This is a genomic window from Pseudomonas sp. VA159-2, from assembly GCF_024126635.1.
Classification (GTDB): Bacteria; Pseudomonadota; Gammaproteobacteria; order Pseudomonadales; family Pseudomonadaceae; genus Aquipseudomonas; species Aquipseudomonas muyukensis.
This window is the reverse complement of the sequence record NZ_JAMYBV010000003.1, coordinates 210,351-233,978: the sequence shown is the minus strand read 5'-3', so window position 1 is coordinate 233,978 and position 23,628 is coordinate 210,351. Positions and strand designations below refer to the sequence as shown.

Sequence of the window (23,628 nt, the reverse complement as noted above, 5' to 3'; positions counted from 1 at the left end):
CCAACCTGATGAGGAGCGTGACATGAACAACGAAAACTGGATGGGCGCACACCCGGAGCTGGGGCGCCTGCGCATCGACCAACTGATCCTGCCGGGCAGCCACGACGCCGGCATGGACAAGCAAGCGCCAAACTTTTCCATCCCCCAGGAGATCACCCAGGACGTACCGTGCATCGAGCAGATCCGCGGTGGCATCCGCGTGCTGGACCTGCGCGTGCAGTTGCACCGCTCTTACACCCCCGACCAGCCGGCGCGCTACCAGCTGTACCACCTGGCATCTTCAGGGCGCACGGTACTGGGCGATGTGGTGTTGGCCCTCGAGCAGTTCTATGCGAACCCTGCCAACGCCAGGGAGATCATCGTGCTGGATTTCCATGCGTTCGACAGGTTCAATGCCGAAGAGCACGCACGGTTCCAGCAACTGCTCGACGAACACCTGGAACCGCGCATGATCCACTACGACATGAACGCCCTGACACTGGATCAACTCTGGCAGCAGCACCCAGGCAGGACTCTGGTCATCGCCTACAACGGACCGGCTCCCTATCGCTATTGGGAGGGCGTGCACCATGGCTGGATAGGCAAGAACACCCCCAGCACCCGCGAGCTGAAGGCATTCATGGACGAAATCGCGATGGGGGCGCAGTACCGCCTGCCACTGAGCTCGATCCAGTGCGCCAAGTACAACAAGTTCATCTTCACCCCCGATGATTTCAGCGACAAGATCGACGAGTGGTTCGAGTCCCGGGACATGGACAGCTACATCCAGCGCTTCCGGATCATCAACACCGACTGGTCGCTGCGCAGCCGCCTGGTCGACAACTGCATCCACGCCAACCGCGTGCGGGCACAGCACCTCGGCTAAGACAGCTCAAAGATCGAAGTCACCCGCCGCTTCCGGCTGGTACTCGACCGCCAGCAATTCGAGCTTGAGGGTCTTGCCACCTGGGGCCGGCCAGTCGATCTGGTCGCCCACCGACAAGCCCAGCAGCGCGCAGCCGATCGGCGCGAGGATCGAGACGCTGCCTTCCGGCCCGGCGTCCTTCGGGTACACCAGGGTCAGGTGGTAGTCCTTGCCACTGGCGATCTCGCGGCAGTGCACGCGCGAGTTCATGGTCACCACACCGGCGGGCACCTCGTCGTGACCGACCACCTGCTCGGCGCGGTCCAGCTCGTCCTGCAGGGCGAGCACCCCCGGGGTGCTTTCATCGAGGCTGTCGAGCAGGCGCTCCAGACGCTGCACGTCCAAGCGGGTGAGGATGAGGGAAGGCTTGGTGCTCATGATCCAGTCAGACTCCTTTGAACAAGCAGTTTTCTACAGGCAGATAAAGCAAAACCCCGCCCAAGGGCGGGGTTTGCGAAATGCTTTTAGCGTCAGCGACGCAGAACTCGACACTACCACAGCCGGGCAAATACTCAAGCCCGCACCTTCGCTGGGGTTATGCCTGCGCCTGGTTTTTCAGGGCCAACGCTTCCAGGCAGATCTGCCGGCGTCGCGGGTCATCGGCCGAGCGCCACTCGCGGATATGCTCGACATGTCGATGGCAGCCGGTACACACCTTGTGCTCATCCAGCCGACACACATTGATACAAGGTGATGGCACCGCCGGGCTGACATTACTGTAGAGCGGCTTCGCTGGCCGAGGCTGGTCGCTCATCTCAGATCTCGTCGAAGTCCAGCTTCTCGCCGGCCCGCTCCCAGACGATGCGCTCGAGCATCTCGCCCAGCAGCTCCTCGGTCTTCTCGCAAGTCCACTTGCCGTTTTCTTCGTCGTAGTCGAAGTGGAAACCGCCCGACTTGTCGGCCAGCCACAGCTGGCGCAGTGGCTCCTGACGGCTGAAGATCAGCTGGCTGCCATTGTCGAACTTGACGGTCAGCACACCGGCGGAGTTCTCCATGTCCAGGTCCATGCCGCTCTCGTCGAACAGGTCTTCCAGGGCCTGTTGGGTCGCGTCGACCAGATCGTGGAAACGCGCTTCGCTCAAACTCATTGCAGGGACCTCGAAAAATGGCTGTACACACGCAAGCCGGGCACGATACGGGCGCCGGGCCGGGAAAGCAAAGGGTAGCTGTGACGGCGGGCTTGCCCGCCAAGCATAGCCCGCCAGGCGGGCCGACCCTTGCATAGGCAATCAGGTGGGCGCTCGGTATACTCGGCCGCAATACTGCATATTTCCAAGGATTTCACCCATGAAACGCCTGATTTCCTCTGTCGCGGCGCTGGTCGCGGTTGCCTGCCTCGTTTCCGCCTGCGGCCAGAAAGGCCCCCTGTACCTGCCCGAAGACGGCAAGGACGGCAAGGGCCCGCGCAAGTCGTCGTCGCACCAGCACCAGCGGGCCCAGCCTGTGCAACAGCAACAGGACCTGGAGCCGCAAGAGCAGGCTGAGCCGTCGCCCGCTCAGTAAGGAAATCCCATGGATGCATTCAACTACCGCGGCGGCGAACTGTTCGCCGAAGGGGTGGCCCTGGCGGCGCTCGCCGAACGCTTCGGCACCCCCACCTATGTGTATTCGCGCGCCCATATCGAGGCCCAGTACCGTAGCTACACCGAGGCCCTGCAAGGGGTCGACCACCTGGTGTGCTTCGCGGTCAAGGCCAACTCCAACCTGGGTGTGCTGAACCTCTTGGCACGCCTGGGCGCCGGCTTCGACATCGTCTCCGGCGGGGAGCTGGAGCGTGTGCTGGCCGCCGGTGGCCGCGCCGATCGCGTGGTGTTCTCCGGGGTCGGCAAGACCCGCGCCGACATGCGCCGTGCCCTGCAAGTCGGCGTGCACTGTTTCAACGTCGAATCGGCCGACGAGCTCGAGCGCCTGCAAGCGGTCGCGGCCGAGCTGGGCAAGGTGGCGCCGGTGTCGCTGCGGGTCAACCCGGACGTCGATGCCGGCACCCACCCGTACATTTCCACCGGTCTCAAGGAAAACAAGTTCGGTATCGCCATCGCCGATGCCGAAGCGCTCTACGTGCGCGCCGCGCAGCTGCCCAACCTCGAGGTGATCGGTGTCGACTGCCACATCGGCTCGCAACTGACCAGCGTCGAGCCTTTCCTCGATGCCCTGGACCGCCTGCTGGTGCTGGTCGACCGCCTGGCCGAATGCGGCATCCACCTGCGCCACCTCGACCTCGGTGGCGGCGTCGGCGTGCGCTACCGCGACGAACAGCCACCGCTGCTGGCCGACTACATCCAGGCCATCCGCGAGCGCGTCGGCGAGCGCGAGCTGGCCCTGGTGTTCGAGCCAGGCCGCTATATCGTCGCCAACGGCGGCGTGCTGCTGACCCGCGTGGAATACCTCAAGCACACCGAGCACAAGGACTTCGCGGTCATCGACGCGGCCATGAACGACCTGATCCGCCCAGCCCTGTACCAGGCCTGGATGGACGTCAGCGCGGTCAAGCCCCGTGGCGGCGAGGGCCGTGCCTACGACCTGGTCGGGCCGATCTGCGAAACCGGCGACTTCCTCGCCAAGGACCGCGTGCTCGACCTCGCCGAGGGCGACCTGCTGGCCGTGCGCTCCGCGGGCGCCTATGGTTTCGTCATGAGCTCCAACTACAACACCCGTGGCCGCTGCGCCGAAGTGCTGGTCGATGGCGACCAGGCCTTCGAAGTGCGCCGCCGCGAAACCGTCGCCGAACTGTTCGCCGGCGAAAGCCTGCTGCCGGAGTAAGCCCATGTTGCTGCGCTTTACCAAGATGCATGGGCTGGGCAACGACTTCATGGTCCTCGACCTGGTCAGCCAGCACGCGCATATCCAACCCAAGCACGCCAAGCAATGGGGTGACCGCAACACCGGCATCGGCTTCGACCAGTTGCTGATCGTCGAGGCGCCGAACAACCCGGAAGTGGACTTCCGCTACCGGATCTTCAACGCCGACGGCTCCGAGGTCGAACAATGCGGCAACGGCGCGCGCTGCTTCGCCCGCTTCGTGCTGGACAAGCGCCTGACCGCGAAGAAGCGCATCCGCGTCGAAACCAAGGGCGGCATCATCGAGCTGGATGTGCGCAACGATGGCCAGGTCTGCGTTGACATGGGCCCACCGCGCTTCGCCCCAGCCGAGATTCCGTTCGTCGCCGACCAGCAGGCGCCAAGCTATGCGTTGGAGGTCGATGGCCAGGTGCACCAGATCGCCGCGCTGTCCATGGGCAACCCGCACTCGGTGCTGCGCGTCGACGACGTGCGCAGCGCGCCGGTGCACGAGCTGGGGCCGAAGATCGAGCACCATCCGCGCTTCCCGCAGCGGGTCAACGCCGGCTTCATCCAGGTGATCGACCGTCACCGCGCCAACCTGCGGGTGTGGGAACGTGGTGCCGGTGAAACCTTGGCCTGCGGCACCGGCGCCTGCGCCGCCGCCGTGGCGGCCATCAGCCAAGGCTGGATGGATTCGCCCGTGACCATCGACCTGCCCGGTGGACGCCTGAACATCGAATGGGCCGGCCCCGGCAAGCCCGTGTTGATGACCGGCCCAGCCGTTCGCGTATTCGAAGGACAAGTTCGTCTCTAAGCGAGTATCCGCCATGACCGATCAGCCTAATGTTGCACCCGAGCTCGACGTCGAAACCGTGGTCGCCTACCTGCGCGCCCACCCGACTTTCTTCGCCGAGCACGACGAACTGCTGGTCGAGCAGCGTATCCCCCACCAGCGCGGCGACAGCGTGTCGCTGGTGGAGCGCCAGCTCAAGCTGCTGCGTGACCGCAACATCGAGATGCGCCATCGCCTGTCGCAACTGATGGACGTGGCCCGCGACAACGACCGGCTGTTCGACAAGACCCGCCGGCTGATCCTCGACCTGCTCGACGCCAACAGCCTGGAAGAGGTGGTAATGGCGGTCGAGGACAGCCTGCGCCAGGAGTTCCAGGTGCCCTTCGTCAGCCTGATCCTGTTCGGCGAAAACGCAGCCCCCGTAGGGCGCTGGGTCTCCGGGGCCGAGGCGCAGCAGGCGATCGGCGGCCTGATCGCCGGCGGCAAGACCACCAGTGGCAGCCTGCGCGAACACGAACTGGCGTTCCTGTTCGGTGACGCGCAGCACAAGGAAGTCGGTTCCAGCGCCGTGGCCACCCTGGAGTACCAGGGCCTGCACGGCGTATTGGCGATCGGCAGCCGCGACCCGCAGCACTACAAGAGCAGCGTCGGCACCCTGTTCCTCAGCTACATCGCCGAAGTGCTCGGCCGCGTGGTGCCGCGCTTCACCCAGACCCTGCGCTCGGTGCGCTGATGGAACGACAACTGGAAGCTTATTGCGCGCACCTGCGCAACGAGCGCCAGGTGTCCGCGCACACCCTGCTGGCATACCGCCGCGACCTCGAGAAGGTCATCGAATTCTGCAACTCCCAAGGCATCGCCGGCTGGGCCGGGCTGCAAGTCCAGCAGCTGCGCCAGCTGGTGGCACGCCAGCATCACCATGGCCAATCGTCGCGCAGCCTGGCGCGCCTGCTCTCGGCGGTGCGCGGGTTGTACCGCTACCTCAACCGCGAGGGCCTGTGCCAGCACGACCCAGCCAACGGCTTGACGCCGCCCAAGGGCGAGCGCCGCCTGCCCAAGGCGCTGGACACCGACCGCGCCCTGCAACTGCTCGACGGCGGCGTCGACGATGAGTTCATCGCCCGCCGCGACCAAGCCATCCTCGAGCTGTTCTATTCGTCCGGCCTGCGCCTGTCGGAGCTGACTGGCCTCGACCTCGCCCAGCTCGACCTGGCCGCTGGCCTGGTCCAGGTGCTTGGCAAGGGCGGCAAGAGCCGCGTGCTGCCGGTCGGGCGCAAGGCCCGCGAGGCACTGCAGGCCTGGCTGCGCCTGCGCGGCATCGGCAGCCCGCTGGACGATGCCGTATTCATCACCCGCCAGGGCAAGCGCCTGAGCCCCCGTGCCATCCAGATGCGGGTCAAGACCGCCGGTGAGCGCGAACTGGGCCAGCACCTGCACCCGCACATGCTTCGCCATTCCTTCGCCAGCCACTTGCTGGAGTCGTCCCAGGACCTGCGCGCGGTGCAGGAGATGCTCGGCCACGCCGACATCAGCACCACGCAGATCTACACCCACCTGGACTTCCAGCACCTGGCCGCGGTGTACGACAGCGCCCATCCTCGGGCCAAACGCAGCAAGGGCACGGACTCATGAGCATCAAGCTGATCACCTTCGACCTCGACGACACCTTGTGGGACACCGCGCCGGTGATCGCCAGCGCCGAAATCGTCCTGCGCGACTGGCTGGCGGCCAACGCGCCGAGCCTGGGCGCGGTGCCGGTCGAGCATCTGTTCGCCATCCGCGAGCGCCTGGTGCAGGCCGAGCCGGGCCTCAAGCACCGCATCAGCGCGCTGCGCCGGCGCGTGCTGTTCCATGCCCTGGAAGCGGTGGGCTACAGCGAGAAGCAGGCCCAGGAACTGGCCAACGAAGGTTTCGAGGTGTTCCTGCACGCCCGCCACCAGGTGGAGGTATTCCCCGAGGTGCTGCCGGTGCTGGAGATCCTGCGCCACCACTACACCCTCGGGGTCGTCACCAACGGCAATGCCGACGTGCGCCGGCTGGGCCTGGCAGACTACTTCCGCTTCGCCCTGTGCGCCGAGGACCTGGGTATTGGCAAGCCTGATCCGGCCCCCTTCCTTGAAGCGCTGAAGCGTGGCGAGGTGGACGCTGGGGCGGCGGTGCACATCGGCGATCACCCCGGCGACGACATCGCCGGCGCCCAGCGCGCCGGGCTGCGGGCAGTGTGGTTCAACCCGCAGCACAAGCCCTGGAGCGGCGAACAGGCGCCAGATGCCGAGATCCAGCGGCTGTCGCAGTTGCCCGACGTGCTGTCGCGCTGGCGCTGACATTGTGGAAGCGGCACAAAACCGAAAGGCACAAAAAGCCCGCAGCGACGGCGGGGACTCGATGCTTAGACCTGCCTATGCGCACCTTGAGGACGCATAGCCCACCACAAGGTGCCACCCTTGATAACCTCGGAGATAACAATCAATCCAAGCATCAGCCAGATATTGTAGCCAGGCATCAGGCTTGCCCAGATTGACAGGACCGACAGCGACGGCGTCATCGAGAGCATTCGAAATGGTATCTGCGCAATCCCTAGAGAAGCACCAAACCTGAGTCCAAGCAGCAGCAGAAATGCACTGAATACGATCGAGACCTGAAGCACCAGACTCATGACTGCGATCAGGCTTGCTACTACACCCTGCTCAGCCAACAAACCAACCATTATCTTGGCATCGGTGATGAACGGGACACGTCCAAGACGGATACTACCGATCAGATAGTAGAAAATGTAGAACGCATCCAGAACACCCCAGACCCGAAGCATCCAGTGCTGAATACGTCGTTTATCGGGCATCATGCCTTTCTGGATGCTCGTAGGTCTCATGCGGTAGCACTGGTTGCCAGTACCATGACTTGCCACTGATCTGCCATTTATCTTCACCTTCGAGATACCGCTGAGTCACGGCACGCAGCTTCCCATAAGGGTGGACCACCGACCTGGATGCCAGGTGATCATCATGACTGTCCAGTGGTACCCACTGCTGAGTCACGACACGGGTAGTGTTATCGAAGTCCTTGCCTTCGGAACCGAATACCCTCCCTTCATCTCCAAGCGAGCCGAGACGGTTCTGCAACATGGCAAACGTGTTCTTCAGCCCGTCATAGTCGATGTCGATTGTCCGCCATTTCCCTGGACCCTTCTCTATTTCTGGTCGACTGGGCGCTGCCTCTGATACTGGAAAGCACTGGGTTGTACCCAGATAGCCATCAATGCGCATCGGGTTGAAAGGCTTATTGGTCAGAAACAGCCAACTGCCATCCTTGATTTTCTCCAGGACCTTTTCAAGGTCCTTTTCGGAGTAGCGTTGTCCAAAACGGATACCTCCAGCTTCCAGAAATTCCGTTTTCCCCCAAAGGTACCCGTTGTACAGGAGCGCATCCTTCACTTTCGACACAGCAAAGAATGGGTCTTCCACCCTCTTGAGATCTTCCTTGCGGAGCTCACTGCGACGAATCAGTTTGTCCATAACCGGCATCTCCCTTGGCTTAAGGGGTGATGCTTACTCGGATTACCTCAGACTCCCTAGCAGACCCATCCTCTTTGTTTGTATGAAAATTCGCACTTACAGCGCCCACAAAAAAGCCCGCAGCGACGGCGGGCTTTTTTGCGTTCAGCCACTCAGATAGGGCGGCTGCCGTACTTGTTGTCCGGCTTCTTGGGCGGATCGGCGACCACGTTGGCCTCCACTTCCTGCACCTTGCCACCGCGCGACAGGAACTCTTCCATCGCCTTGGCCAGCGCATCGCGCTCTTTCTGCTTGGCTTCCATGCTCGGCATCTCGTCTACCGAGACCGCCGCCTTGGACTTGCCCTTGGCCGCCGGCGCCGGGCTGCTGTCGTCGTCGCCGGAGTCTTCCGCGCCGTCGTCAGCCGCGGCTTCGAGGCCTTCATCACCCTCGTCTTCGTCGCCTACTTCGAGGTCATCATTTTCCAGATCGTCGTCGCTCATGTTCTACCTCATGACTTGCGAAAAGCAGGTTAGTTATAGACCGGTGCAGCCGTAGACCGGCAGCCACCAGTGAAAATTCAACTGGCCGTGGGTTGGCCACTGCCCTGGGTGTCCGCCCCCTGGTGGAGGGCCCGGCACCCTGCAGGCCCTGCTCCTGGCAAGGCCTGACGAAATCGTGTTTGACCCTTGCTGGCCACAGGCTATTGGCAAGCCTAGCAAAGGGTGGCGAAGTGTGTATGGACGACTCGTCCTTCACTCTTCGGCGCGCATTCTAGCGCGCTCGCGGAAAAAGCAAAGCACCAGAAACGCCCAATGACTTGTAAGTTTTCCGCCCAGGCCGCGAACAGGACAGCGAAACCGTTTGCCCGGCGCCAAGCGACAAACTACAGGCAAAAAAATGCCCGGCGAACCGGGCAAGTTTTCCCACAAGGCGGTTACAGGTTGTAGCCGCGCTCGTTGTGCTGAGCCAGGTCGAGACCGACCGACTCTTCCTCGTCGCTGACCCGCAGGCCCATCACCAGGTCCAGGACCTTGAGGATCACGTAGGTGACGATGGCGGTATAGACCACGGTGAAGATCACCCCCTTGGCCTGGATCCAGAACTGCGCGGCGATGTCGGTCACCGCGCCGAAGCCACCCAGGGCAGGCGCTGCGAACACACCGGTGAGCAGCGCGCCGACGATCCCGCCGATACCGTGCACGCCGAAGGCGTCGAGGGAGTCGTCATAACCCAGCTTGCGCTTGAGGCTGGTGGCGCAGAAGTAGCAGATCACCCCGGAGGCCAGGCCGATCACCAGCGCGCCCATCGGGCCGACAGTGCCGGCGGCCGGGGTGATGGCGACCAGGCCCGCGACCACGCCGGAGGCGATGCCCAGGGCGCTGGGCTTGCCGTGGCCGATCCACTCGGCGAACATCCAGCCCAGCGCGGCGGCGGCGGTGGCGATCTGGGTCACCAGCATGGCCATGCCGGCGGTGCCGTTGGCGGCGGCGGCGGAGCCGGCATTGAAGCCGAACCAGCCGATCCACAGCATGGCCGCGCCCATCAGCGTGTAGCCCAGGTTGTGCGGGGCCATCGGCGTGGTCGGGTAGCCCTTGCGCTTGCCCAGCACCAGGCAGCAGACCAGGCCGGCGATACCGGCGTTGATGTGCACCACGGTGCCGCCGGCGAAGTCCAGCACACCCCAGTCCCACATCAGCGCGCCGTCACCGCTCCAGACCATGTGCGCGATCGGCGCATAGACCAGGGTGAACCACACGGCCATGAAGATCAGCATCGCCGAGAACTTCATGCGTTCGGCGAAGGCGCCGACGATCAGCGCCGGGGTGATGATGGCGAAGGTCATCTGGAAGGTGATGAACACCGCTTCCGGGAACAAGGCGGTGGCCGAGGTCAGGTTGGCCGGGGTGACGCCGCTGAGGAAGGCCTTGGAGAAACCACCGATGAAGGAATTGAGGTTGAGCACGCCCTTTTCCATGCCCGTGGTATCGAACGCCAGGCTGTAGCCGTAGACGACCCACAGGAGGCTCATCAGGCCGGTGATGGCGAAGCACTGCATCATCACCGACAGCACGTTCTTCGAACGCACCATGCCGCCGTAGAACAGGGCCAGGCCAGGGATGGTCATGAACAGCACCAGCGCCGTGGCGGTGAGCATCCAGGCGGTGTCACCGGAGTTCAGCGCCGGGGCAGCTTCCTCGGCCAGGGCCAGCCCTGGCATTACGAGGGACAATAGGGCTCCTAGCCCTGCGATCTTGCGCAGAGTCATGTTGTTTTCTCCTGGGGCGTTGGGTTTGGTGAGGCGGTGTTGCTGTTAGATCGCGTCGGTATCGGTTTCGCCGGTACGGATGCGGATCGCCTGCTCCAGATTGACCACGAAGATCTTGCCGTCGCCGATCTTGCCGGTATTGGCCGCCTTGGTGATGGCTTCGATCACGCGGTCGAGGTCCTTGTCGTCGATGGCAACGTCGATTTTCACCTTGGGCAGGAAATCGACCACGTATTCGGCGCCGCGGTACAGCTCGGTGTGACCCTTCTGCCGGCCGAAGCCTTTGACTTCGGTCACGGTGATGCCCTGCACGCCGATTTCCGACAGCGACTCGCGCACGTCGTCCAGCTTGAACGGCTTGATGATGGCAGTGACTAGCTTCATGAAACTCTCTCCCGATTTGGTGGACTTGCCCCAGGAAAACAAACCCGTCTCAAGTCTAAGCGCAGCGCCTGGCTTTGTAACGCATCGTCGCCACCCTCCCCCGGCTGAAACGCATCACGCGGCTTGAAGAGGGCCTGACGGCGGGCCTGGCACTGCCTGGTCACGACGGCTCGCATCAGTGCATGGCTCGCCAAGGTCTTTGCAGAAACCTTGCCAGCTCAAGCAAAGCGTCCAAAAACAGCGACTTGCGCGAAACAGCCGGGATTGGCCAGTTGCCAGCGGGGAAAAGCTGCACAACTTCGGTGCGCGACCTTTGGCCGCCCTGCGCGAAAAGCGTGCAGCGCAGGCGGGCCCAAGGGGCGTGCTACACTGCAGGCCTTTCACAGATCAGCGGATAGCCACACATGCTCGCCCCCAAAGCCTTTCTCGATGCCCTGAGCGACCAGGCTTCGCGCCTGTTCAGCGGCGACACCGCCCAGCCCCGTGCCGAGCTTGAGAGCCAGTTCAAGGTGCTGATGCAGGGCGCCTTCAGCAAGCTCGACCTGGTCAGCCGCGAGGAATTCGACAGCCAGATGGTCGTACTGGCCCGCACCCGCGCCCGACTGGAAGCCCTGGAAAAACAGGTTGCCGAGCTGGAGGCACGGATGGGCACCAAGCCCTGATCCCAGCAGGCCGGCACCTAAGCTGTAGGCGCCGGCCGCCGGTGAAACCGGCACGCCCTCTTGCGGCATCCAGATATCCCTGAGCCAAACAGATGAAACTTATTTAAGTTACCTCCTCCCGGTTGACTTACCCGCTACGCTTTGCATAAAGTTCATCCGCCCCGAAAGCGGGCCTTTATTTCAACTCACGAAGAATTCAATGGACACAGTATCTCGTCGCTGTCTGGCAGCCCTTGGCCACCAGACACTTGAACCGGAACTCCGGGCCCGCCCCTAGGTCGGGCAAGCCGCGCCAGAGCCTGCTGCTCCGCCGTAGCTTGTCGCCCCGGGTGCCCGCCCGGTCGGAGGCAAGCTCATGAACCTCATCACCACCACCCCTCGCCTGCGCGCCTGTGCGCACACGGCCTCGCACCGTCCTGCCCTCGGCTGGGGCCTGTCCTCGTCCCTGGAACCGCCCAGTCGATAGCGCACCCGTTGCTGCCTGCAGTGACCCGCGCGATGCTGTCCGTTCGCTGAACTGACGCCATTTAAATCGTCAGAAACTTCCGAACTTTAAATAATTAAAGTTCGTTGGATTTCTATTGCCCGCCCTTTAACAAAGGCATTAACCAACCATGGACTCAGCCAGTAGAAAGTTCGCTGCCGATCTTATTTCCGGCATTCGCCAGCGAACACGTAATCGTCGGAAAAACCGCGTTCTTCATTGTTTGAATCATTGCGACACGGGACACATTCACTCACCTTCCCCACCGTGAGTCGACTGTGTGTCGTGCCGCCTCCTGCGGCAGGAGCACAGCCAAATGACCGTAAAAGACCGCAACACCCGCAGCAAAGCCGGCGAAGACGCCCGCCTGTCCATGCGCGCCGCCCGCGAGGCACGCAATGGCCTGGCCGTGACCCTGGCCAACCTCGATGCCAGCGAGCTGGGCCTGACCGAGCACGAAGCCGCCAAGCGCCTGCAGCGCGACGGCGCCAACCAAGTCGCCCATGACCAGCCGCAACCGGCCCTGGTGCAACTGCTCAAGGCCCTGCACAACCCCTTCATCTACGTGCTGCTCACCCTCGCCGGCATCAGCTTCGTCACCGACTACTGGCTGCCGCTACGCGCAGGCGACTTGGACGAAGCGGACCTGACCAAGGTCATCATCATCATGACCATGGTCAGCCTCAGCAGCCTGCTGCGCTTCTGGCAGGAGTACCGTTCGGGCAAGGCCGCCGACGCCCTCAAGGCCATGGTCCGCACCACCGCCAGCGTGCTGCGCCGCGAGCGCCACGACCAGCCGGCGCGCCTGCGCGAAGTGCCGATGCACGAGCTGGTTGCCGGCGATATCGTGCAACTGGCCGCCGGCGACATGATCCCCGCCGACATCCGCCTGATCGAGTCCCGCGACCTGTTCATCAGCCAGGCGGTGCTCACCGGCGAGGCGCTGCCGGTGGAGAAGTACGACACCCTCGGCCACGTCGCCCAGAAGTCCGCCGCAGGCAGCGCCAGTGATGAAAGCGGTCTGCTCGACCTGCCCAATATCGGTTTCATGGGCACCAACGTGGTCAGCGGTCGCGCCCGCGCCGTGGTGGTGGCCACCGGCAAGCGCACCTACTTCGGTTCGCTGGCCAAGGCCATCGTCGGCTCGCGCAGCCAGACCGCCTTCGACCGTGGCGTGAACAGCGTCAGCCGCCTGTTGATCCGCTTCATGCTGGTGATGGTGCCGGTGGTGTTCATGCTCAACGGCGTGGTCAAGGGCGACTGGAGCGACGCCTTCCTGTTCGCCCTGGCCGTGGCCGTGGGCCTGACCCCGGAGATGCTGCCGATGATCGTCAGCGCCAACCTGGCCAAAGGCGCCGTGGCCATGGCCCGGCGCAAGGTGGTGGTCAAGCGCCTGAACGCCATCCAGAACTTCGGCTCGATGGACGTGCTGTGCACCGACAAGACCGGTACCCTGACCCAGGACCGGATCATCCTCGAGCAGCACGTCGGCATCGATGGCCAGCGCGATACACGCCTGCTCGAGCTGGCCTGGCTCAACAGCCACCACCAGAGCGGCGTGAAGAACCTGATGGACCAGGCCGTGCTGCACTTTGCCGGCGAGCACCGCGACTTCCAACCGCCGTATGCCTACGCCAAGGTCGACGAACTGCCCTTCGACTTCATTCGCCGGCGCCTGTCGGTGATCGTCAAGGACGCCCTGGGCGAGCACCTGCTGGTGAGCAAGGGCGCAGTCGAGGAAATGCTCGCCATCGCCAGCCATGTCGAGGTGAACGGGCAGCAACTGCCCCTGGACGCCGATCGCCGCCAGCGCCTGCTGGACCAAGCCGCGGCCTTCAACCAGGACGGCTTTCGCGTGTTGCTGGTTGGCACCCGCGCGATTCCCGCCGCGCAAGGCAAGGCCCAGTACCACAGCGCTGACGAGCGCGAACTGGTGATCCGTGGCTTGCTGACTTTCCTCGACCCGCCCAAGGACAGCGCCGGACCGGCCATCGCCGCCCTGCGCGAGATGGGCGTGAAGGTGAAGGTGCTGACCGGCGACAACCCGGTGGTCACCTGCAAGGTCTGCCGCGAAGTGGGCCTGGTGCCGGGCCAGCCGCTGCTCGGCCAGGACATCGAGCGCCTGGACGACACCCAGCTCAAGGCCCTGGTCGAAGAGCGCACGGTGTTCGCCAAGCTCACTCCGCTGCAGAAGTCACGGGTGCTCAAGGCGCTGCAGGCCAACGGCCACACCGTAGGCTTCCTCGGTGACGGCATCAACGATGCCCCGGCGCTGCGCGATGCCGACGTGGGCATCTCGGTGGACAGTGGCACCGACATCGCCAAGGAATCGGCCGATATCATCCTCCTGGAAAAGAGCCTGATGGTGCTGGAGGAAGGCGTGCTCAAGGGCCGCGAAACCTTCGGCAACATCATGAAGTACCTGTGCATGACCGCCAGCTCCAACTTCGGCAACGTGTTCTCGGTGCTGGTGGCCAGCGCGTTCATCCCGTTCATGCCGATGCTGGCGATCCACCTGCTGCTGCAGAACCTGATGTACGACTTCTCCCAGCTGTCGCTGCCGTGGGATCGCATGGACAAGGAATTCCTGCGCGAGCCACGCAAGTGGGATGCCCGCAATATCGGCCGGTTCATGCTGTGGATCGGCCCGACCTCGTCGATCTTCGACATCACCACCTTCGCCCTGATGTGGTACGTATTCGCCGCCAACAGCGTGCAGATGCAGGCGTTGTTCCAGTCCGGCTGGTTCATCGAGGGGTTGCTGTCGCAGACCCTGGTGGTGCACATGCTGCGCACGCGCAAGGTGCCGTTCTTCCAGAGCACTGCGGCGCTCCCGGTAATCCTGGCCACCGGCCTGGTGATGTGCCTGGGCATCTACATTCCGTTCTCGCCACTGGGGGCGATGGTCGGGCTGGTGCCGCTGCCGTGGGAATACTTCCCGTGGCTGGCCGCCACCCTGCTCGGCTACTGCCTGGTGGCCCAGGGCATGAAGACCCTGTACATCCGCCGCTTCGGCCAGTGGTTCTGAGGGGGTGGGCATGCGCGTACTGATCTGCGCGGGGCGCAATTACGCCGACAGCCAACGCTGCCGCCAGGCGCTGGACGCCCTCCAGCGCCAGCAACCGATCCGCGTGCTGATCCACGGCGGCAGCCAGCACCTGGGCGGCGAAATCGAAGGCTGGGCCCGTGAACAAGGCGCCGACATCGTGCGCTACCCGCCCAACTGGCAGTTGCACGGCAAGCTGGCCGAGCGCCTGCGCAACGCCTTCATGCTGCGCGACAGCCGGCCAGACCTGGTGCTGGCGTTGCCGGGTGGCGACGATACCGAGGAGCTGCTGGCACGGGCGCGGGGTTCGGGGATTGCGGTGATCTGCGCCAGGCAGCCACGGACGGCGAGCGCCCACAGTCCTGGGGGCCAGGCCGGACAAGATTCGACGCACTCTTCTCGTCCTCCCACCCAGGGACACTACTAAGCTCTGCCGGGCCGCAGGACGCGGCCCCTCACACGCAAACACGGAGTGCCCATGTCCCTCGCCCTCGTCCACAGCCGCGCCCAGGTCGGGGTGCAGGCCCCCGCTGTCAGCGTCGAAACCCACCTGGCCAACGGCCTGCCCACGCTCACCCTGGTCGGTCTGCCGGAGACCACGGTCAAGGAGAGCAAGGACCGGGTCCGTAGCGCCATCGTCAACTCCGGGCTGGACTATCCGGCCCGGCGCATCACCCAGAGCCTCGCCCCGGCCGACCTGCCCAAGGACGGCGGCCGCTACGACCTGGCCATCGCCCTGGGGATCCTTGCCGCCAATGGCCAGGTGCCCGTGGCCACCCTTGACGACATCGAATGCCTGGGCGAACTGGCCCTGTCGGGGGCCTTGCGCCCGGTGCAGGGCGTGCTGCCCGCGGCCTTGGCGGCACGGGATGCGGGGCGAGCATTGGTGGTACCACGGGAGAATGCCGAGGAAGCCAGCCTGGCCAGCGGCCTGGTGGTATACGCGGTGGGGCATCTGCGGGAACTGGTCGCCCACCTGAACGCGCAACCTTCGTTACCACCCTACGCCGCGAATGGCCTGTTGCTTGAGCAACGCCCCTACCCGGACCTCAGCGAAGTACAAGGCCAGATCGCCGCCAAGCGGGCGCTGCTGGTCGCTGCGGCTGGTGCGCACAACCTGTTGTTCTCCGGCCCGCCGGGCACCGGCAAGACCCTGCTGGCCAGCCGCCTGCCCGGGCTGCTGCCGCCGCTGGACGAGCGCGAGGCACTGGAGGTGGCGGCGATCCGCTCGGTCAGCGGCCATGCCCCACTCGACTGCTGGCCACAGCGGCCGTTCCGCCATCCTCACCACTCGGCCTCCGGCCCGGCGCTGGTGGGTGGTGGCAGCCGGCCGCAACCCGGCGAGATCACCCTGGCGCACCATGGCGTGCTGTTCCTCGACGAGCTGCCCGAATTCGAACGACGGGTGCTGGAGGTGCTGCGCGAGCCGCTGGAGTCCGGCGAGATCGTGGTGGCCCGGGCCAAGGACCGGGTGCGCTTCCCGGCGCGCTTTCAGCTGGTGGCGGCCATGAATCCCTGTCCCTGCGGCTACCTGGGCGACCCCACTGGCCGTTGTCGGTGCAGCAGCGAGCAGATCCAGCGCTACCGCAACAAATTGTCCGGCCCCTTGCTCGACCGCATCGACCTGCACCTGACAGTGGCCCGGGAAAGCACCGTGCTGACCCACCAGCCCAGCGGCGAGACCAGCGCCAGTGTTGGCCAGCGAGTGGCCGCAGCGCGGGAGCTGCAGCAACGCCGGCAGGGCTGCGCCAACGCCTTCCTCGACCTCAAGGGGCTGCGCCGGCATTGCCCGCTGGAGCCGGTTGATCAGGCCTGGCTGGAGCAGGCCTGCGAACGGCTGACACTGTCGTTGCGGGCAGCGCACCGGCTGCTGAAGGTCGCCCGCACGCTGGCGGACCTGGAGGGCGCGCAATCCATCGCCAGGGCGCACCTGGCGGAAGCGTTGCAGTACCGACCCAGCGCCTGAGGCTGCCTCACAAACGCAGCCCGCTCCCACAGAAGCTAGCCAAGACGCACTCAATCAGCGTCATAGCGGAAATATATTTTGCGCACTAAATATTAGCGAGCATTATTCGCCTCAAGCAGCAAGCAGTCGCCAACCCCACTCAGCAAGACCCGGAGAACGATCATGACCCTTCGCAAAGCCTTCGCCCTCACCGTCACCACCCTGGCCTTCGGCACCAGCGTCAGCAGCTTCGCCAGCGAAGCCACCCCGTACCGCTACGGCATGGACCTGGACATCGCCAAGGTCGTCAGCGTCGATGCCCCCGCCAACGCCCAAGGCCAGGCCAGCACCGCCACCCTGACCTACCGCGACAGCAGCGGCCAGCTGCGCGCCGTGAGCTACGTGCAACCCACCGTCCTCGCCAACCAGAACTGAGCCACGGCTCGAACCCTAAAGGAGCTAGAACATGAAACTGTCCCCCACCCTGACCGCCGGCCTGCTGGCCCTCGCCGTGAACAGCGCCTTCGCCGCCGGCAGCCCCGGCGTCGAACCCACCACCCAAGGCTTCCTCGATGCCCTGGCCGGCGCAGGTGGCAAGCCGCTGGAGACCCTCACGCCCAAGGATGCCCGCGCTGTGCTCAGCGGCGCCCAGGCCGGCGTCAAGGTGGATCTGTCGGGCATCCGCGTCGAGCGCCGGACCATCCAGGCCGACGGCCAGCCGCTGGAAATCCGCGTGGTGCGACCTGCAGGCGCCCAGGGTGAGCTGCCGGTGTTCATGTACTTCCACGGCGGCGGCTGGGTGCTGGGCGACTACCCCACCCACGAACGGCTGATCCGTGACTTGGTGGTGGGCTCCGGCGCCGCGGCGGTCTACGTCGACTACACGCCGTCACCGGAAGCCAGGTTCCCCACCGCGATCAACCAAGCCTACGCCGCCACCCGCTGGGTCGCCGAGCATGGCCAGGAGATCGGCGTGGACGGCAGCCGCCTGGCGGTGGCCGGCAACAGCGTCGGCGGCAACATGGCTGCAGTGGTGGCACTCAAGGCCAAGGAGGCCGGCACGCCGAAGCTGCGCTTCCAGGCGTTGCTGTGGCCGGTGACCGATGCCAACTTCAACAACGCGTCCTATAACCAGTTCGCCGAAGGACACTTCCTGACCCGCAACATGATGCAGTGGTTCTGGGACAACTACACCACCGACCCGCGTCAGCGCGACGACATCCATGCCTCGCCGCTGCGCGCCAGCCTGGCGCAGTTGCAGGGCCTGCCACCGGCGCTGGTGCAGACCGCCGAGATGGACGTGCTGCGCGACGAAGGCGAGGCCTATGCCCGCAAGCTGGGCGCTGCCGGGGTACCGGTGACAGCCGTGCGCTACAACGGCCTGGTCCACGACTATGGCCTGCTCAACGTGCTGGCCACCGTGCCCAGCGTGCGCAGCGCCATGGACCAGGCGGCGCAGGCGCTGAAAGCCCACCTGCAGTAAGCAGTTGATCGCGGGGCAAGGATACGACGGCCCGACTTGCCCCGCGAACGATTCAGCAAAGCGCCTACTTTCAGAACGCTGCTTCCTGTAATGCCAGGATTGTCCTGTTTCCCTCCCTACCCGAAAATGCCCGCCTCTTTCACCGATGGCATTAAGCTGTTGCATCAAACGCTGCCGACGCAGTTCAAGGAGTCCGAGCAATGCCACACGAAGGCAGCCTTCTACAAACCGCCGTCATCTTTCTCCTCGCCGCCGTGGTCGCCGTGCCCCTGGCCAAACGCCTGCAACTGGGCGCCGTGATCGGCTACCTGCTGGCGGGCGTGGCCATCGGCCCGCAGGCCCTGGGCCTGATCCGCGATACCGAGAGCGTCGCGCATATTTCCGAACTGGGCGTGGTCCTGCTGCTGTTCATCATCGGCCTGGAGCTGTCGCCACGGCGCCTGTGGCTGATGCGCAAGTCGGTGTTCGGCGTCGGCACCGCCCAGGTGCTGCTGACCGGCGCGGCACTCGGCGCCATCGCCCTGTTCGGCTTCAGCCAGAGCCTGCCGGCGGCCATCGTGGTAGGCCTGGGCCTGGCCCTGTCGTCCACCGCTCTGGGCCTGCAGAGCCTGGCCGAGAGCAAGCAGCTCAACGCACCCCACGGCCGCCTGGCCTTCGCCATCCTGCTGTTCCAGGACATCGCCGCGATCCCCTTGATCGCCCTGGTGCCGCTGTTGGCCGCCAGCGGCCCGGAGACCAGCCACGGCGACAGCCTCGAGCATGGCCTGCAGGTGTTCGCCAGCATCGCCATCGTCATCGTTGGCGGCCGCTACTTACTGCGCCCGCTGTTTCGCATCGTCGCCCGCACCGGCCTGCCGGAGGTGTCCACCGCCACCGCGCTGCTGGTGGTGATCGGTACCGCCTGGCTGATGGAAGAGGCCGGCATCTCCATGGCCCTGGGTGCCTTCCTTGCCGGCCTGCTGCTGGCCGACTCGGAGTACCGCCACGAACTGGAATCGCAGATCGAGCCGTTCAAGGGCTTGCTGTTGGGCCTGTTCTTCATGAGTGTGGGCATGGGCGCCAACCTGCGCCTGCTGCTGGAAATGCCGCTGGTGCTGCTGGGCCTGACCCTGCTGCTGATCGCGGTGAAGTTGCTGCTGCTGATCGGCGCCGGGCGCCTGGCCGGAGGCCTCAACGGCGCCAGTGCCCTGCGCCTGGGCATGGTGCTGGCGGCCGGCGGCGAGTTCGCCTTCGTGGTGTTCAAGCTGGGCAAGGACCAGGGCCTGTTCGACACCCAGACCTACGACCTGCTGCTGATGACCATCACCCTGTCGATGGCCCTTACGCCACTGCTGATGCTCGGCTGCGCCCGCGCACTCAAACGCCCGCAGCCTGCCCGCGAGGTGCCCGAGCAGTACAAGGCCATCGACGCTGGCACCCCGCGCGTGGTGATCGCCGGCATGGGCCGCATGGGCCAGATCGTCGCGCGGATCCTGCGGGCGCAGAAGATCCCCTTCGTCGCCCTGGAGACCTCGGTGGACGCCATCGAGATGACCCGCATGTTCGAACAGGTGCCGGTGTTCTATGGCGACCCACTGCGCCCTGAAGTGTTGCATGCGGCCAAGGTCGGCGAGGCCGAGTACTTCATCATCACCATCGACGACCCCGAGGTGGCGATCCATACGGCAGAGCGGGCCAAGCGCCTGTACCCGCACCTGAAGGTGATCGCCCGGGCGCGTAACCGCCAGCACGTGCACAAGTTGATGGACGTCGGCGCCGAGCCGATCCGCGAGACCTTCCATTCCAGCCTGGAGATGAGCCGCCGTACCCTGGTCGGGCTGGGGTTGACGCAGGAGCAGGCAGCGTATCGCATCCAGCGCTTCACCGAGCATGACGAGCAGGTGCTCGAAGCCCAGGGCCTGGTACGCGACGACCGCGCCAAGGTGATGCAAACGGCCAAGGAAGCGCGGGTGGAGCTGGAGCGGTTGTTTGCGTCGGATGAGGATTGAGAACCTCATGTGCATGTCTTGAGGGTTATTTCGCCCATGAGATCGAGCGCCGCCCACGCGGCGCATCGCGACGCAAGGCCGCTCCTACATCTGTTTCGGGCCAGTCAATCCTGTGCCATTACCGGGTCCGCCTTGTGGGTACGACGCGGTTTCAGCATGGGCACCACTGCCGCCTCACCTGTCTCAAGGCATGCACCAGGGCGGGCAACCATGGCCTGACAGGTTCGGCACGTTGCAACAAATGTAGGAGCGGCCTTGTGTCGCGATGCGCCGCGCGGGCGGCGCTCGATCTGATAGGCGCCACAAAGCTGTCGCCCTGCACGCCAGCCCCACCACCCGGTAGACTGCGAGCCATTATCCCCGGCGCGCTGCGGAGCCCCCCTTGGAAGACCTCAACTCCCTCTACTACTTCACCCAGGTGGTCGAGCACGGCGGCTTTGCCCCCGCCGGGCGGGCGCTGGACATGCCCAAGTCCAAGCTCAGCCGGCGCATCGCCGACCTCGAAGACCGCCTCGGCGTGCGCCTGCTGCACCGCACCAGCCGGCACTGCTCGCTGACCGAAATCGGCCAGGCCTACTACAACCGCTGCCTGGCCATGCGCGTGGAGGCCGAGGGCGCCGCCGAGATCATCGAACGCAACCGCAGCGAACCCCGTGGGCTGGTGCGTATCAGCTGCCCGACCACCCTGCTCAATTCCTGGGTCGGGCCGATGCTCACCCGCTACATGCTCAAGTACCCGCAGGTGGAGCTTTTCATCGAAAGCACCAACCGCCGCGTCGACCTGCTGCACGAGGGCTTCGACGTGGCGCTGCGGGTGCGCTTCCCGCCGCTGGAGAACACCGACATGGTGATGAAGGTGCTGAGCAACAGCACCCAGTGCCTGGTCGGGCATCCGTCGTTTCTCGAGCAGTTGGCCGAAGGCTTCGACCCGCAGCAGCTCAGTGAGCTGCCCAGCGTGCATTGGGGCGGCGCCCAGCGTGAGTATCAGTGGGAGCTGTTCCAGGGTGAGGACATGAGCCGCAGCCTGGTGATCCCGCACAAACCAAGGATGGTCACCGATGATCTGTTTGCCTTACGCCACTTCGTGGTGGCCGGAATAGGTATCGCCCACCTGCCGCGGGTGGCGGTGCGCGAGGACCTGGCAGCGGGGCGGTTGGTGGAGATGCTGCCGGACTGGCATCCGCGTTGCGGCATCGTGCATGCGATCTTCCCGTCGCGGCGCGGGTTGCTGCCGTCGGTGCGGTCGTTGATCGATCATCTGGCGGAGGAATTCGCCATCAGCGACATGGCGTAGCACGCCAGCGCGGGGCCAGCCCGCTCCCACGTAACCCTAGGGTCTCGGTGGGAGCGGGCCCCGCGGTCAGGCCATCAGAAGGCGAAGCAGGAACAACCCAACGCCCCCCAGAAGCCCTGGTAATCGCTCACCGGCACACTGGAATGCCGCGCCTTCTCATGGCTGTGGGCATGCACCCCGCACGGCCCGACGCACTGGTGCAGCGCCGCCGCCATCGGCGCACCGGCGCGCCAGTGCCCCGGCACCTTGGCCACCGGCGACCACTCGGGCAACACCGGCACCTGAGCCGGGCCCAGCTTGTCGAATTCGGCGGCGCCGTATACCACCTTGCCATCGACGATGGTCAGCACCGACTCGATGCCCTTGATCGCCTCTTCATCGACGCTGAAGAAGTCCAGCGACAGCGCCGCCAGGTCGGCCAGCTGGCCGACCTTGATCTGCCCCTTCTTGCCCTGCTCGCTGGAGAACCAGGCGCTGCCATGGGTGAACAACTGCAACGCGGTCTCGCGGCTCAGGCCTTGCGGATACAGTTCCAGCCCGCCGACGGTCTTGCCGCTGACCATCCAGTACAGCGACGTCCACGGGTTGTAGCTGGACACCCGGGTCGCGTCGGTACCGGCCCCCACCGGCACGCCCATGTCGAGCATGCGCTTGATCGGCGGGGTGTGCTCGGCGGCCTTGGCGCCATAACGGTCGACGAAATACTCACCCTGGAAGGCCATGCGGTCCTGGATGGCGATGCCGCCGCCCAGCGCCCGCACCCGCTCGATGTTCTTCGGGGTGATGGTCTCGGCGTGGTCGAAGAACCACGGCAGGCCGTTGAACGGGATGTCGCGGTTGACCTTCTCGAACACGTCGAGCATGCGCGAGATCGACTCGTCGTAGGTGGCGTGCAGGCGGAACGGCCAGCGCTGTTCGACCAGGTGGCGTACCACCGGCTCCAGCTCCTGCTCCATGGTTTGCGGCAGGTCCGGGCGCGGCTCGAGGAAGTCCTCGAAATCGGCGGCGGAGAACACCAGCATTTCGCCGGCACCGTTGTGGCGGAAGAAGTCGTTGCCGTCGCCCGGCTTGACCTTCTGCGTCCAGTTCTTGAAATCGGTGAGCTCTTCCTTGGGCTTCTGGGTGAACAGGTTGTAGGCGATGCGCACGGTCAACTGGTCGTTGTCGGCCAGCTCCTGGATCACCTGGTAGTCGTCCGGGTAGTTCTGGTAGCCGCCACCGGCATCGATGGCGCTGGTCAGGCCCAGGCGATTGAGCTCGCGCATGAACTGGCGGGTGGAGTTGACCTGGTACTCCAGCGGCAGCTTCGGCCCCTTGGCCAGGGTGGCGTAGAGGATGGTGGCGTTGGGCCGGGCAATCAGCATGCCGGTGGGGTTGCCGAACTTGTCGCGCTGGATCTCGCCGCCCGGCGGGTTGGGCGTGTCCTTGCTGTAGCCCACGGCCTTGAGCGCGGCGCGGTTGAGCAGCGCGCGGTCGTACAGGTGGAGGAGGAACACCGGGGTGTCCGGGGCGGCCTGGTTGATCTCTTCGAGGGTCGGCATGCGCTTTTCGGCGAACTGGAACTCGTTCCAGCCGCCGACCACGCGCACCCACTGCGGGCTCGGCGTGCGCTCGGCCTGGGCCTTGAGCATGCGCAGGGCATCGGCCAGCGACGGCACGCCCTCCCAGCGCAGCTCCAGGTTGTAGTTCAGGCCGCCACGGATCAGGTGCAGGTGCGAGTCGTTCAGGCCCGGGATCACCGTGCGCTGCTTGAGGTCGATGATCTGCGTGGCGCCTCCCTTGTGGGCCATGGCCTCGGCGTCGCTGCCCACGGCGAGGAACTTGCCGTCCTTGATGGCCACGGCGCTGGCGGTGGGCTTTTCGCGGTCAACGGTGTGCAACTTGCCATTGAACAAGATGAGGTCGGCGGTCATGGGATCTCCTGAAAGGGCTGCATGGGCGGAATCGGTGAACGGCAATGCGCTCCACAGTGCGCCAGCGGCACCGAGCACGGTGCTGGTGGCGAGGAACTTGCGGCGGCTCTGGTCGGTAGGGTCCTGGCTCATGGTGCTCTCCGTCCGGATGGTTTCGGCAGGCGGTTGAAGGCTAGCAATGGATCACGGCG

General features: G+C 65.0%; 24 protein-coding genes. 15 read left to right on the top strand and 9 right to left on the bottom strand.

Features of this window, described 5'->3' with window-relative positions:
• Positions 1–22: 22 nt before the first annotated feature.
• Entirely contained in the window at positions 23–865 is an 843-nt protein-coding gene (locus tag NJG22_RS04720) for a hypothetical protein (protein ID WP_253092950.1), read from the top strand.
• Positions 866–871: 6 nt separating this feature from the next.
• On the opposite strand, the gene rnk is transcribed toward NJG22_RS04720, so the two are convergent.
• The 3 genes from rnk to cyaY form a co-directional block, all read right to left on the bottom strand.
• On the bottom strand, positions 872–1,282 hold the full coding sequence (rnk, locus tag NJG22_RS04715) for a nucleoside diphosphate kinase regulator (RefSeq protein WP_253092949.1): 411 nt from the start codon (positions 1,280–1,282) through the stop codon (positions 872–874).
• A gap of 157 nt (positions 1,283–1,439) precedes the next feature.
• Positions 1,440–1,658: a DUF1289 domain-containing protein gene (locus tag NJG22_RS04710; protein ID WP_253092947.1), complete on the bottom strand. Its 219-nt coding sequence runs from the start codon at positions 1,656–1,658 to the stop codon at positions 1,440–1,442.
• A 1-nt stretch (position 1,659) separates the two neighbouring features.
• Complete coding sequence (gene cyaY, locus NJG22_RS04705; RefSeq protein WP_217851329.1) at positions 1,660–1,992, bottom strand: iron donor protein CyaY; 333 nt, start codon at positions 1,990–1,992, stop codon at positions 1,660–1,662.
• Between the two features lie 199 nt (positions 1,993–2,191).
• Here cyaY and NJG22_RS04700 point away from each other — a divergent pair, with 199 nt between their 5' ends.
• The 6 genes from NJG22_RS04700 to NJG22_RS04675 are packed head-to-tail and all read left to right on the top strand — an operon-like array spanning position 2,192 to position 6,802.
• The gene (locus NJG22_RS04700) at positions 2,192–2,407 is read left to right on the top strand and encodes a lipoprotein (RefSeq protein WP_217851331.1); all 216 of its coding nucleotides are present in this window, start codon (positions 2,192–2,194) and stop codon (positions 2,405–2,407) included.
• 9 nt (positions 2,408–2,416) lie between these two features.
• Positions 2,417–3,664 carry a diaminopimelate decarboxylase gene (lysA, locus tag NJG22_RS04695; protein WP_253092944.1) on the top strand — a complete coding sequence of 416 codons (1,248 nt, stop codon included), beginning with the start codon at positions 2,417–2,419 and terminating at the stop codon, positions 3,662–3,664.
• Positions 3,665–3,668: 4 nt separating this feature from the next.
• Positions 3,669–4,499 (top strand): diaminopimelate epimerase, encoded by an 831-nt coding sequence (dapF, locus tag NJG22_RS04690; RefSeq protein WP_253092942.1) that lies wholly within the window; start codon positions 3,669–3,671, stop codon positions 4,497–4,499.
• Between the two features lie 13 nt (positions 4,500–4,512).
• The gene (locus tag NJG22_RS04685; RefSeq protein WP_217851336.1) at positions 4,513–5,211 is read left to right on the top strand and encodes a DUF484 family protein; all 699 of its coding nucleotides are present in this window, start codon (positions 4,513–4,515) and stop codon (positions 5,209–5,211) included.
• The gene (gene xerC / locus NJG22_RS04680; protein ID WP_253092940.1) at positions 5,211–6,110 is read left to right on the top strand and encodes a tyrosine recombinase XerC; all 900 of its coding nucleotides are present in this window, start codon (positions 5,211–5,213) and stop codon (positions 6,108–6,110) included. Before NJG22_RS04685 ends, xerC begins: the two co-directional genes overlap by 1 nt.
• On the top strand, positions 6,107–6,802 hold the full coding sequence (locus tag NJG22_RS04675) for an HAD family hydrolase (RefSeq protein ID WP_253092938.1): 696 nt from the start codon (positions 6,107–6,109) through the stop codon (positions 6,800–6,802). Before xerC ends, NJG22_RS04675 begins: the two co-directional genes overlap by 4 nt.
• 65 nt (positions 6,803–6,867) lie before the next feature.
• On the opposite strand, the gene NJG22_RS04670 is transcribed toward NJG22_RS04675, so the two are convergent.
• The 5 genes from NJG22_RS04670 to glnK all read right to left on the bottom strand — a co-directional run bounded on the left by NJG22_RS04670 (position 6,868) and on the right by glnK (position 10,622).
• The gene (locus tag NJG22_RS04670; protein ID WP_253092936.1) at positions 6,868–7,317 is read right to left on the bottom strand and encodes a hypothetical protein; all 450 of its coding nucleotides are present in this window, start codon (positions 7,315–7,317) and stop codon (positions 6,868–6,870) included.
• Positions 7,307–7,990 (bottom strand): hypothetical protein, encoded by a 684-nt coding sequence (locus NJG22_RS04665; RefSeq protein ID WP_253092934.1) that lies wholly within the window; start codon positions 7,988–7,990, stop codon positions 7,307–7,309. Before NJG22_RS04665 ends, NJG22_RS04670 begins: the two co-directional genes overlap by 11 nt.
• A 152-nt stretch (positions 7,991–8,142) precedes the next feature.
• Positions 8,143–8,472 carry a transcriptional regulator SutA gene (sutA, locus tag NJG22_RS04660; RefSeq protein ID WP_134688994.1) on the bottom strand — a complete coding sequence of 110 codons (330 nt, stop codon included), beginning with the start codon at positions 8,470–8,472 and terminating at the stop codon, positions 8,143–8,145.
• 434 nt (positions 8,473–8,906) lie between these two features.
• On the bottom strand, positions 8,907–10,238 hold the full coding sequence (locus tag NJG22_RS04655; protein WP_253092932.1) for an ammonium transporter: 1,332 nt from the start codon (positions 10,236–10,238) through the stop codon (positions 8,907–8,909).
• Positions 10,239–10,283: 45 nt separating this feature from the next.
• Complete coding sequence (gene glnK, locus NJG22_RS04650; protein WP_002555808.1) at positions 10,284–10,622, bottom strand: P-II family nitrogen regulator; 339 nt, start codon at positions 10,620–10,622, stop codon at positions 10,284–10,286.
• Positions 10,623–11,026: 404 nt separating this feature from the next.
• On the opposite strand from glnK, the gene NJG22_RS04645 reads away from it, so the two are divergent.
• From NJG22_RS04645 to NJG22_RS04610, 8 genes are all read left to right on the top strand, one after another.
• A complete protein-coding gene (locus NJG22_RS04645; protein ID WP_253092930.1) occupies positions 11,027–11,284 on the top strand; it encodes an accessory factor UbiK family protein in 258 nt (85 codons plus the stop codon).
• Between the two features lie 800 nt (positions 11,285–12,084).
• The gene (gene mgtA, locus NJG22_RS04640; RefSeq protein ID WP_253092928.1) at positions 12,085–14,796 is read left to right on the top strand and encodes a magnesium-translocating P-type ATPase; all 2,712 of its coding nucleotides are present in this window, start codon (positions 12,085–12,087) and stop codon (positions 14,794–14,796) included.
• Positions 14,797–14,806: 10 nt separating this feature from the next.
• Complete coding sequence (locus NJG22_RS04635) at positions 14,807–15,241, top strand: DUF2493 domain-containing protein (protein WP_253092926.1); 435 nt, start codon at positions 14,807–14,809, stop codon at positions 15,239–15,241.
• Between the two features lie 51 nt (positions 15,242–15,292).
• Positions 15,293–16,780 carry a YifB family Mg chelatase-like AAA ATPase gene (locus NJG22_RS04630; RefSeq protein ID WP_253092924.1) on the top strand — a complete coding sequence of 496 codons (1,488 nt, stop codon included), beginning with the start codon at positions 15,293–15,295 and terminating at the stop codon, positions 16,778–16,780.
• A 162-nt stretch (positions 16,781–16,942) separates the two neighbouring features.
• Positions 16,943–17,194, top strand: coding sequence for a DUF2790 domain-containing protein (locus tag NJG22_RS04625; protein WP_253092922.1), 252 nt, complete (start codon positions 16,943–16,945; stop codon positions 17,192–17,194).
• Positions 17,195–17,225: 31 nt separating this feature from the next.
• On the top strand, positions 17,226–18,242 hold the full coding sequence (locus NJG22_RS04620; RefSeq protein WP_253092920.1) for an alpha/beta hydrolase: 1,017 nt from the start codon (positions 17,226–17,228) through the stop codon (positions 18,240–18,242).
• A 200-nt stretch (positions 18,243–18,442) separates the two neighbouring features.
• Complete coding sequence (locus NJG22_RS04615) at positions 18,443–20,230, top strand: monovalent cation:proton antiporter-2 (CPA2) family protein (RefSeq protein ID WP_253092918.1); 1,788 nt, start codon at positions 18,443–18,445, stop codon at positions 20,228–20,230.
• A 382-nt stretch (positions 20,231–20,612) separates the two neighbouring features.
• Positions 20,613–21,524, top strand: a complete 912-nt coding sequence (locus tag NJG22_RS04610; RefSeq protein ID WP_253092916.1) for a LysR substrate-binding domain-containing protein — start codon at positions 20,613–20,615, stop codon at positions 21,522–21,524.
• A gap of 74 nt (positions 21,525–21,598) precedes the next feature.
• Here the strand turns inward: NJG22_RS04610 and NJG22_RS04605 are convergent, their stop codons facing one another.
• Positions 21,599–23,569 carry an amidohydrolase gene (locus NJG22_RS04605; protein WP_217851379.1) on the bottom strand — a complete coding sequence of 657 codons (1,971 nt, stop codon included), beginning with the start codon at positions 23,567–23,569 and terminating at the stop codon, positions 21,599–21,601.
• Between the last annotated feature and the right edge of the window lie 59 nt (positions 23,570–23,628).

Coding starts and splice junctions, on each gene's coding strand:
- NJG22_RS04720 (WP_253092950.1), top strand. CDS start 23: ATGAACAACGAAAACTGGATGGGCGCACACCCGGAGCTGGGGCGCCTG.
- rnk (WP_253092949.1), bottom strand. CDS start 1,282: ATGAGCACCAAGCCTTCCCTCATCCTCACCCGCTTGGACGTGCAGCGT.
- NJG22_RS04710 (WP_253092947.1), bottom strand. CDS start 1,658: ATGAGCGACCAGCCTCGGCCAGCGAAGCCGCTCTACAGTAATGTCAGC.
- cyaY (WP_217851329.1), bottom strand. CDS start 1,992: ATGAGTTTGAGCGAAGCGCGTTTCCACGATCTGGTCGACGCGACCCAA.
- NJG22_RS04700 (WP_217851331.1), top strand. CDS start 2,192: ATGAAACGCCTGATTTCCTCTGTCGCGGCGCTGGTCGCGGTTGCCTGC.
- lysA (WP_253092944.1), top strand. CDS start 2,417: ATGGATGCATTCAACTACCGCGGCGGCGAACTGTTCGCCGAAGGGGTG.
- dapF (WP_253092942.1), top strand. CDS start 3,669: ATGTTGCTGCGCTTTACCAAGATGCATGGGCTGGGCAACGACTTCATG.
- NJG22_RS04685 (WP_217851336.1), top strand. CDS start 4,513: ATGACCGATCAGCCTAATGTTGCACCCGAGCTCGACGTCGAAACCGTG.
- xerC (WP_253092940.1), top strand. CDS start 5,211: ATGGAACGACAACTGGAAGCTTATTGCGCGCACCTGCGCAACGAGCGC.
- NJG22_RS04675 (WP_253092938.1), top strand. CDS start 6,107: ATGAGCATCAAGCTGATCACCTTCGACCTCGACGACACCTTGTGGGAC.
- NJG22_RS04670 (WP_253092936.1), bottom strand. CDS start 7,317: ATGCCCGATAAACGACGTATTCAGCACTGGATGCTTCGGGTCTGGGGT.
- NJG22_RS04665 (WP_253092934.1), bottom strand. CDS start 7,990: ATGGACAAACTGATTCGTCGCAGTGAGCTCCGCAAGGAAGATCTCAAG.
- sutA (WP_134688994.1), bottom strand. CDS start 8,472: ATGAGCGACGACGATCTGGAAAATGATGACCTCGAAGTAGGCGACGAA.
- NJG22_RS04655 (WP_253092932.1), bottom strand. CDS start 10,238: ATGACTCTGCGCAAGATCGCAGGGCTAGGAGCCCTATTGTCCCTCGTA.
- glnK (WP_002555808.1), bottom strand. CDS start 10,622: ATGAAGCTAGTCACTGCCATCATCAAGCCGTTCAAGCTGGACGACGTG.
- NJG22_RS04645 (WP_253092930.1), top strand. CDS start 11,027: ATGCTCGCCCCCAAAGCCTTTCTCGATGCCCTGAGCGACCAGGCTTCG.
- mgtA (WP_253092928.1), top strand. CDS start 12,085: ATGACCGTAAAAGACCGCAACACCCGCAGCAAAGCCGGCGAAGACGCC.
- NJG22_RS04635 (WP_253092926.1), top strand. CDS start 14,807: ATGCGCGTACTGATCTGCGCGGGGCGCAATTACGCCGACAGCCAACGC.
- NJG22_RS04630 (WP_253092924.1), top strand. CDS start 15,293: ATGTCCCTCGCCCTCGTCCACAGCCGCGCCCAGGTCGGGGTGCAGGCC.
- NJG22_RS04625 (WP_253092922.1), top strand. CDS start 16,943: ATGACCCTTCGCAAAGCCTTCGCCCTCACCGTCACCACCCTGGCCTTC.
- NJG22_RS04620 (WP_253092920.1), top strand. CDS start 17,226: ATGAAACTGTCCCCCACCCTGACCGCCGGCCTGCTGGCCCTCGCCGTG.
- NJG22_RS04615 (WP_253092918.1), top strand. CDS start 18,443: ATGCCACACGAAGGCAGCCTTCTACAAACCGCCGTCATCTTTCTCCTC.
- NJG22_RS04605 (WP_217851379.1), bottom strand. CDS start 23,569: ATGAGCCAGGACCCTACCGACCAGAGCCGCCGCAAGTTCCTCGCCACC.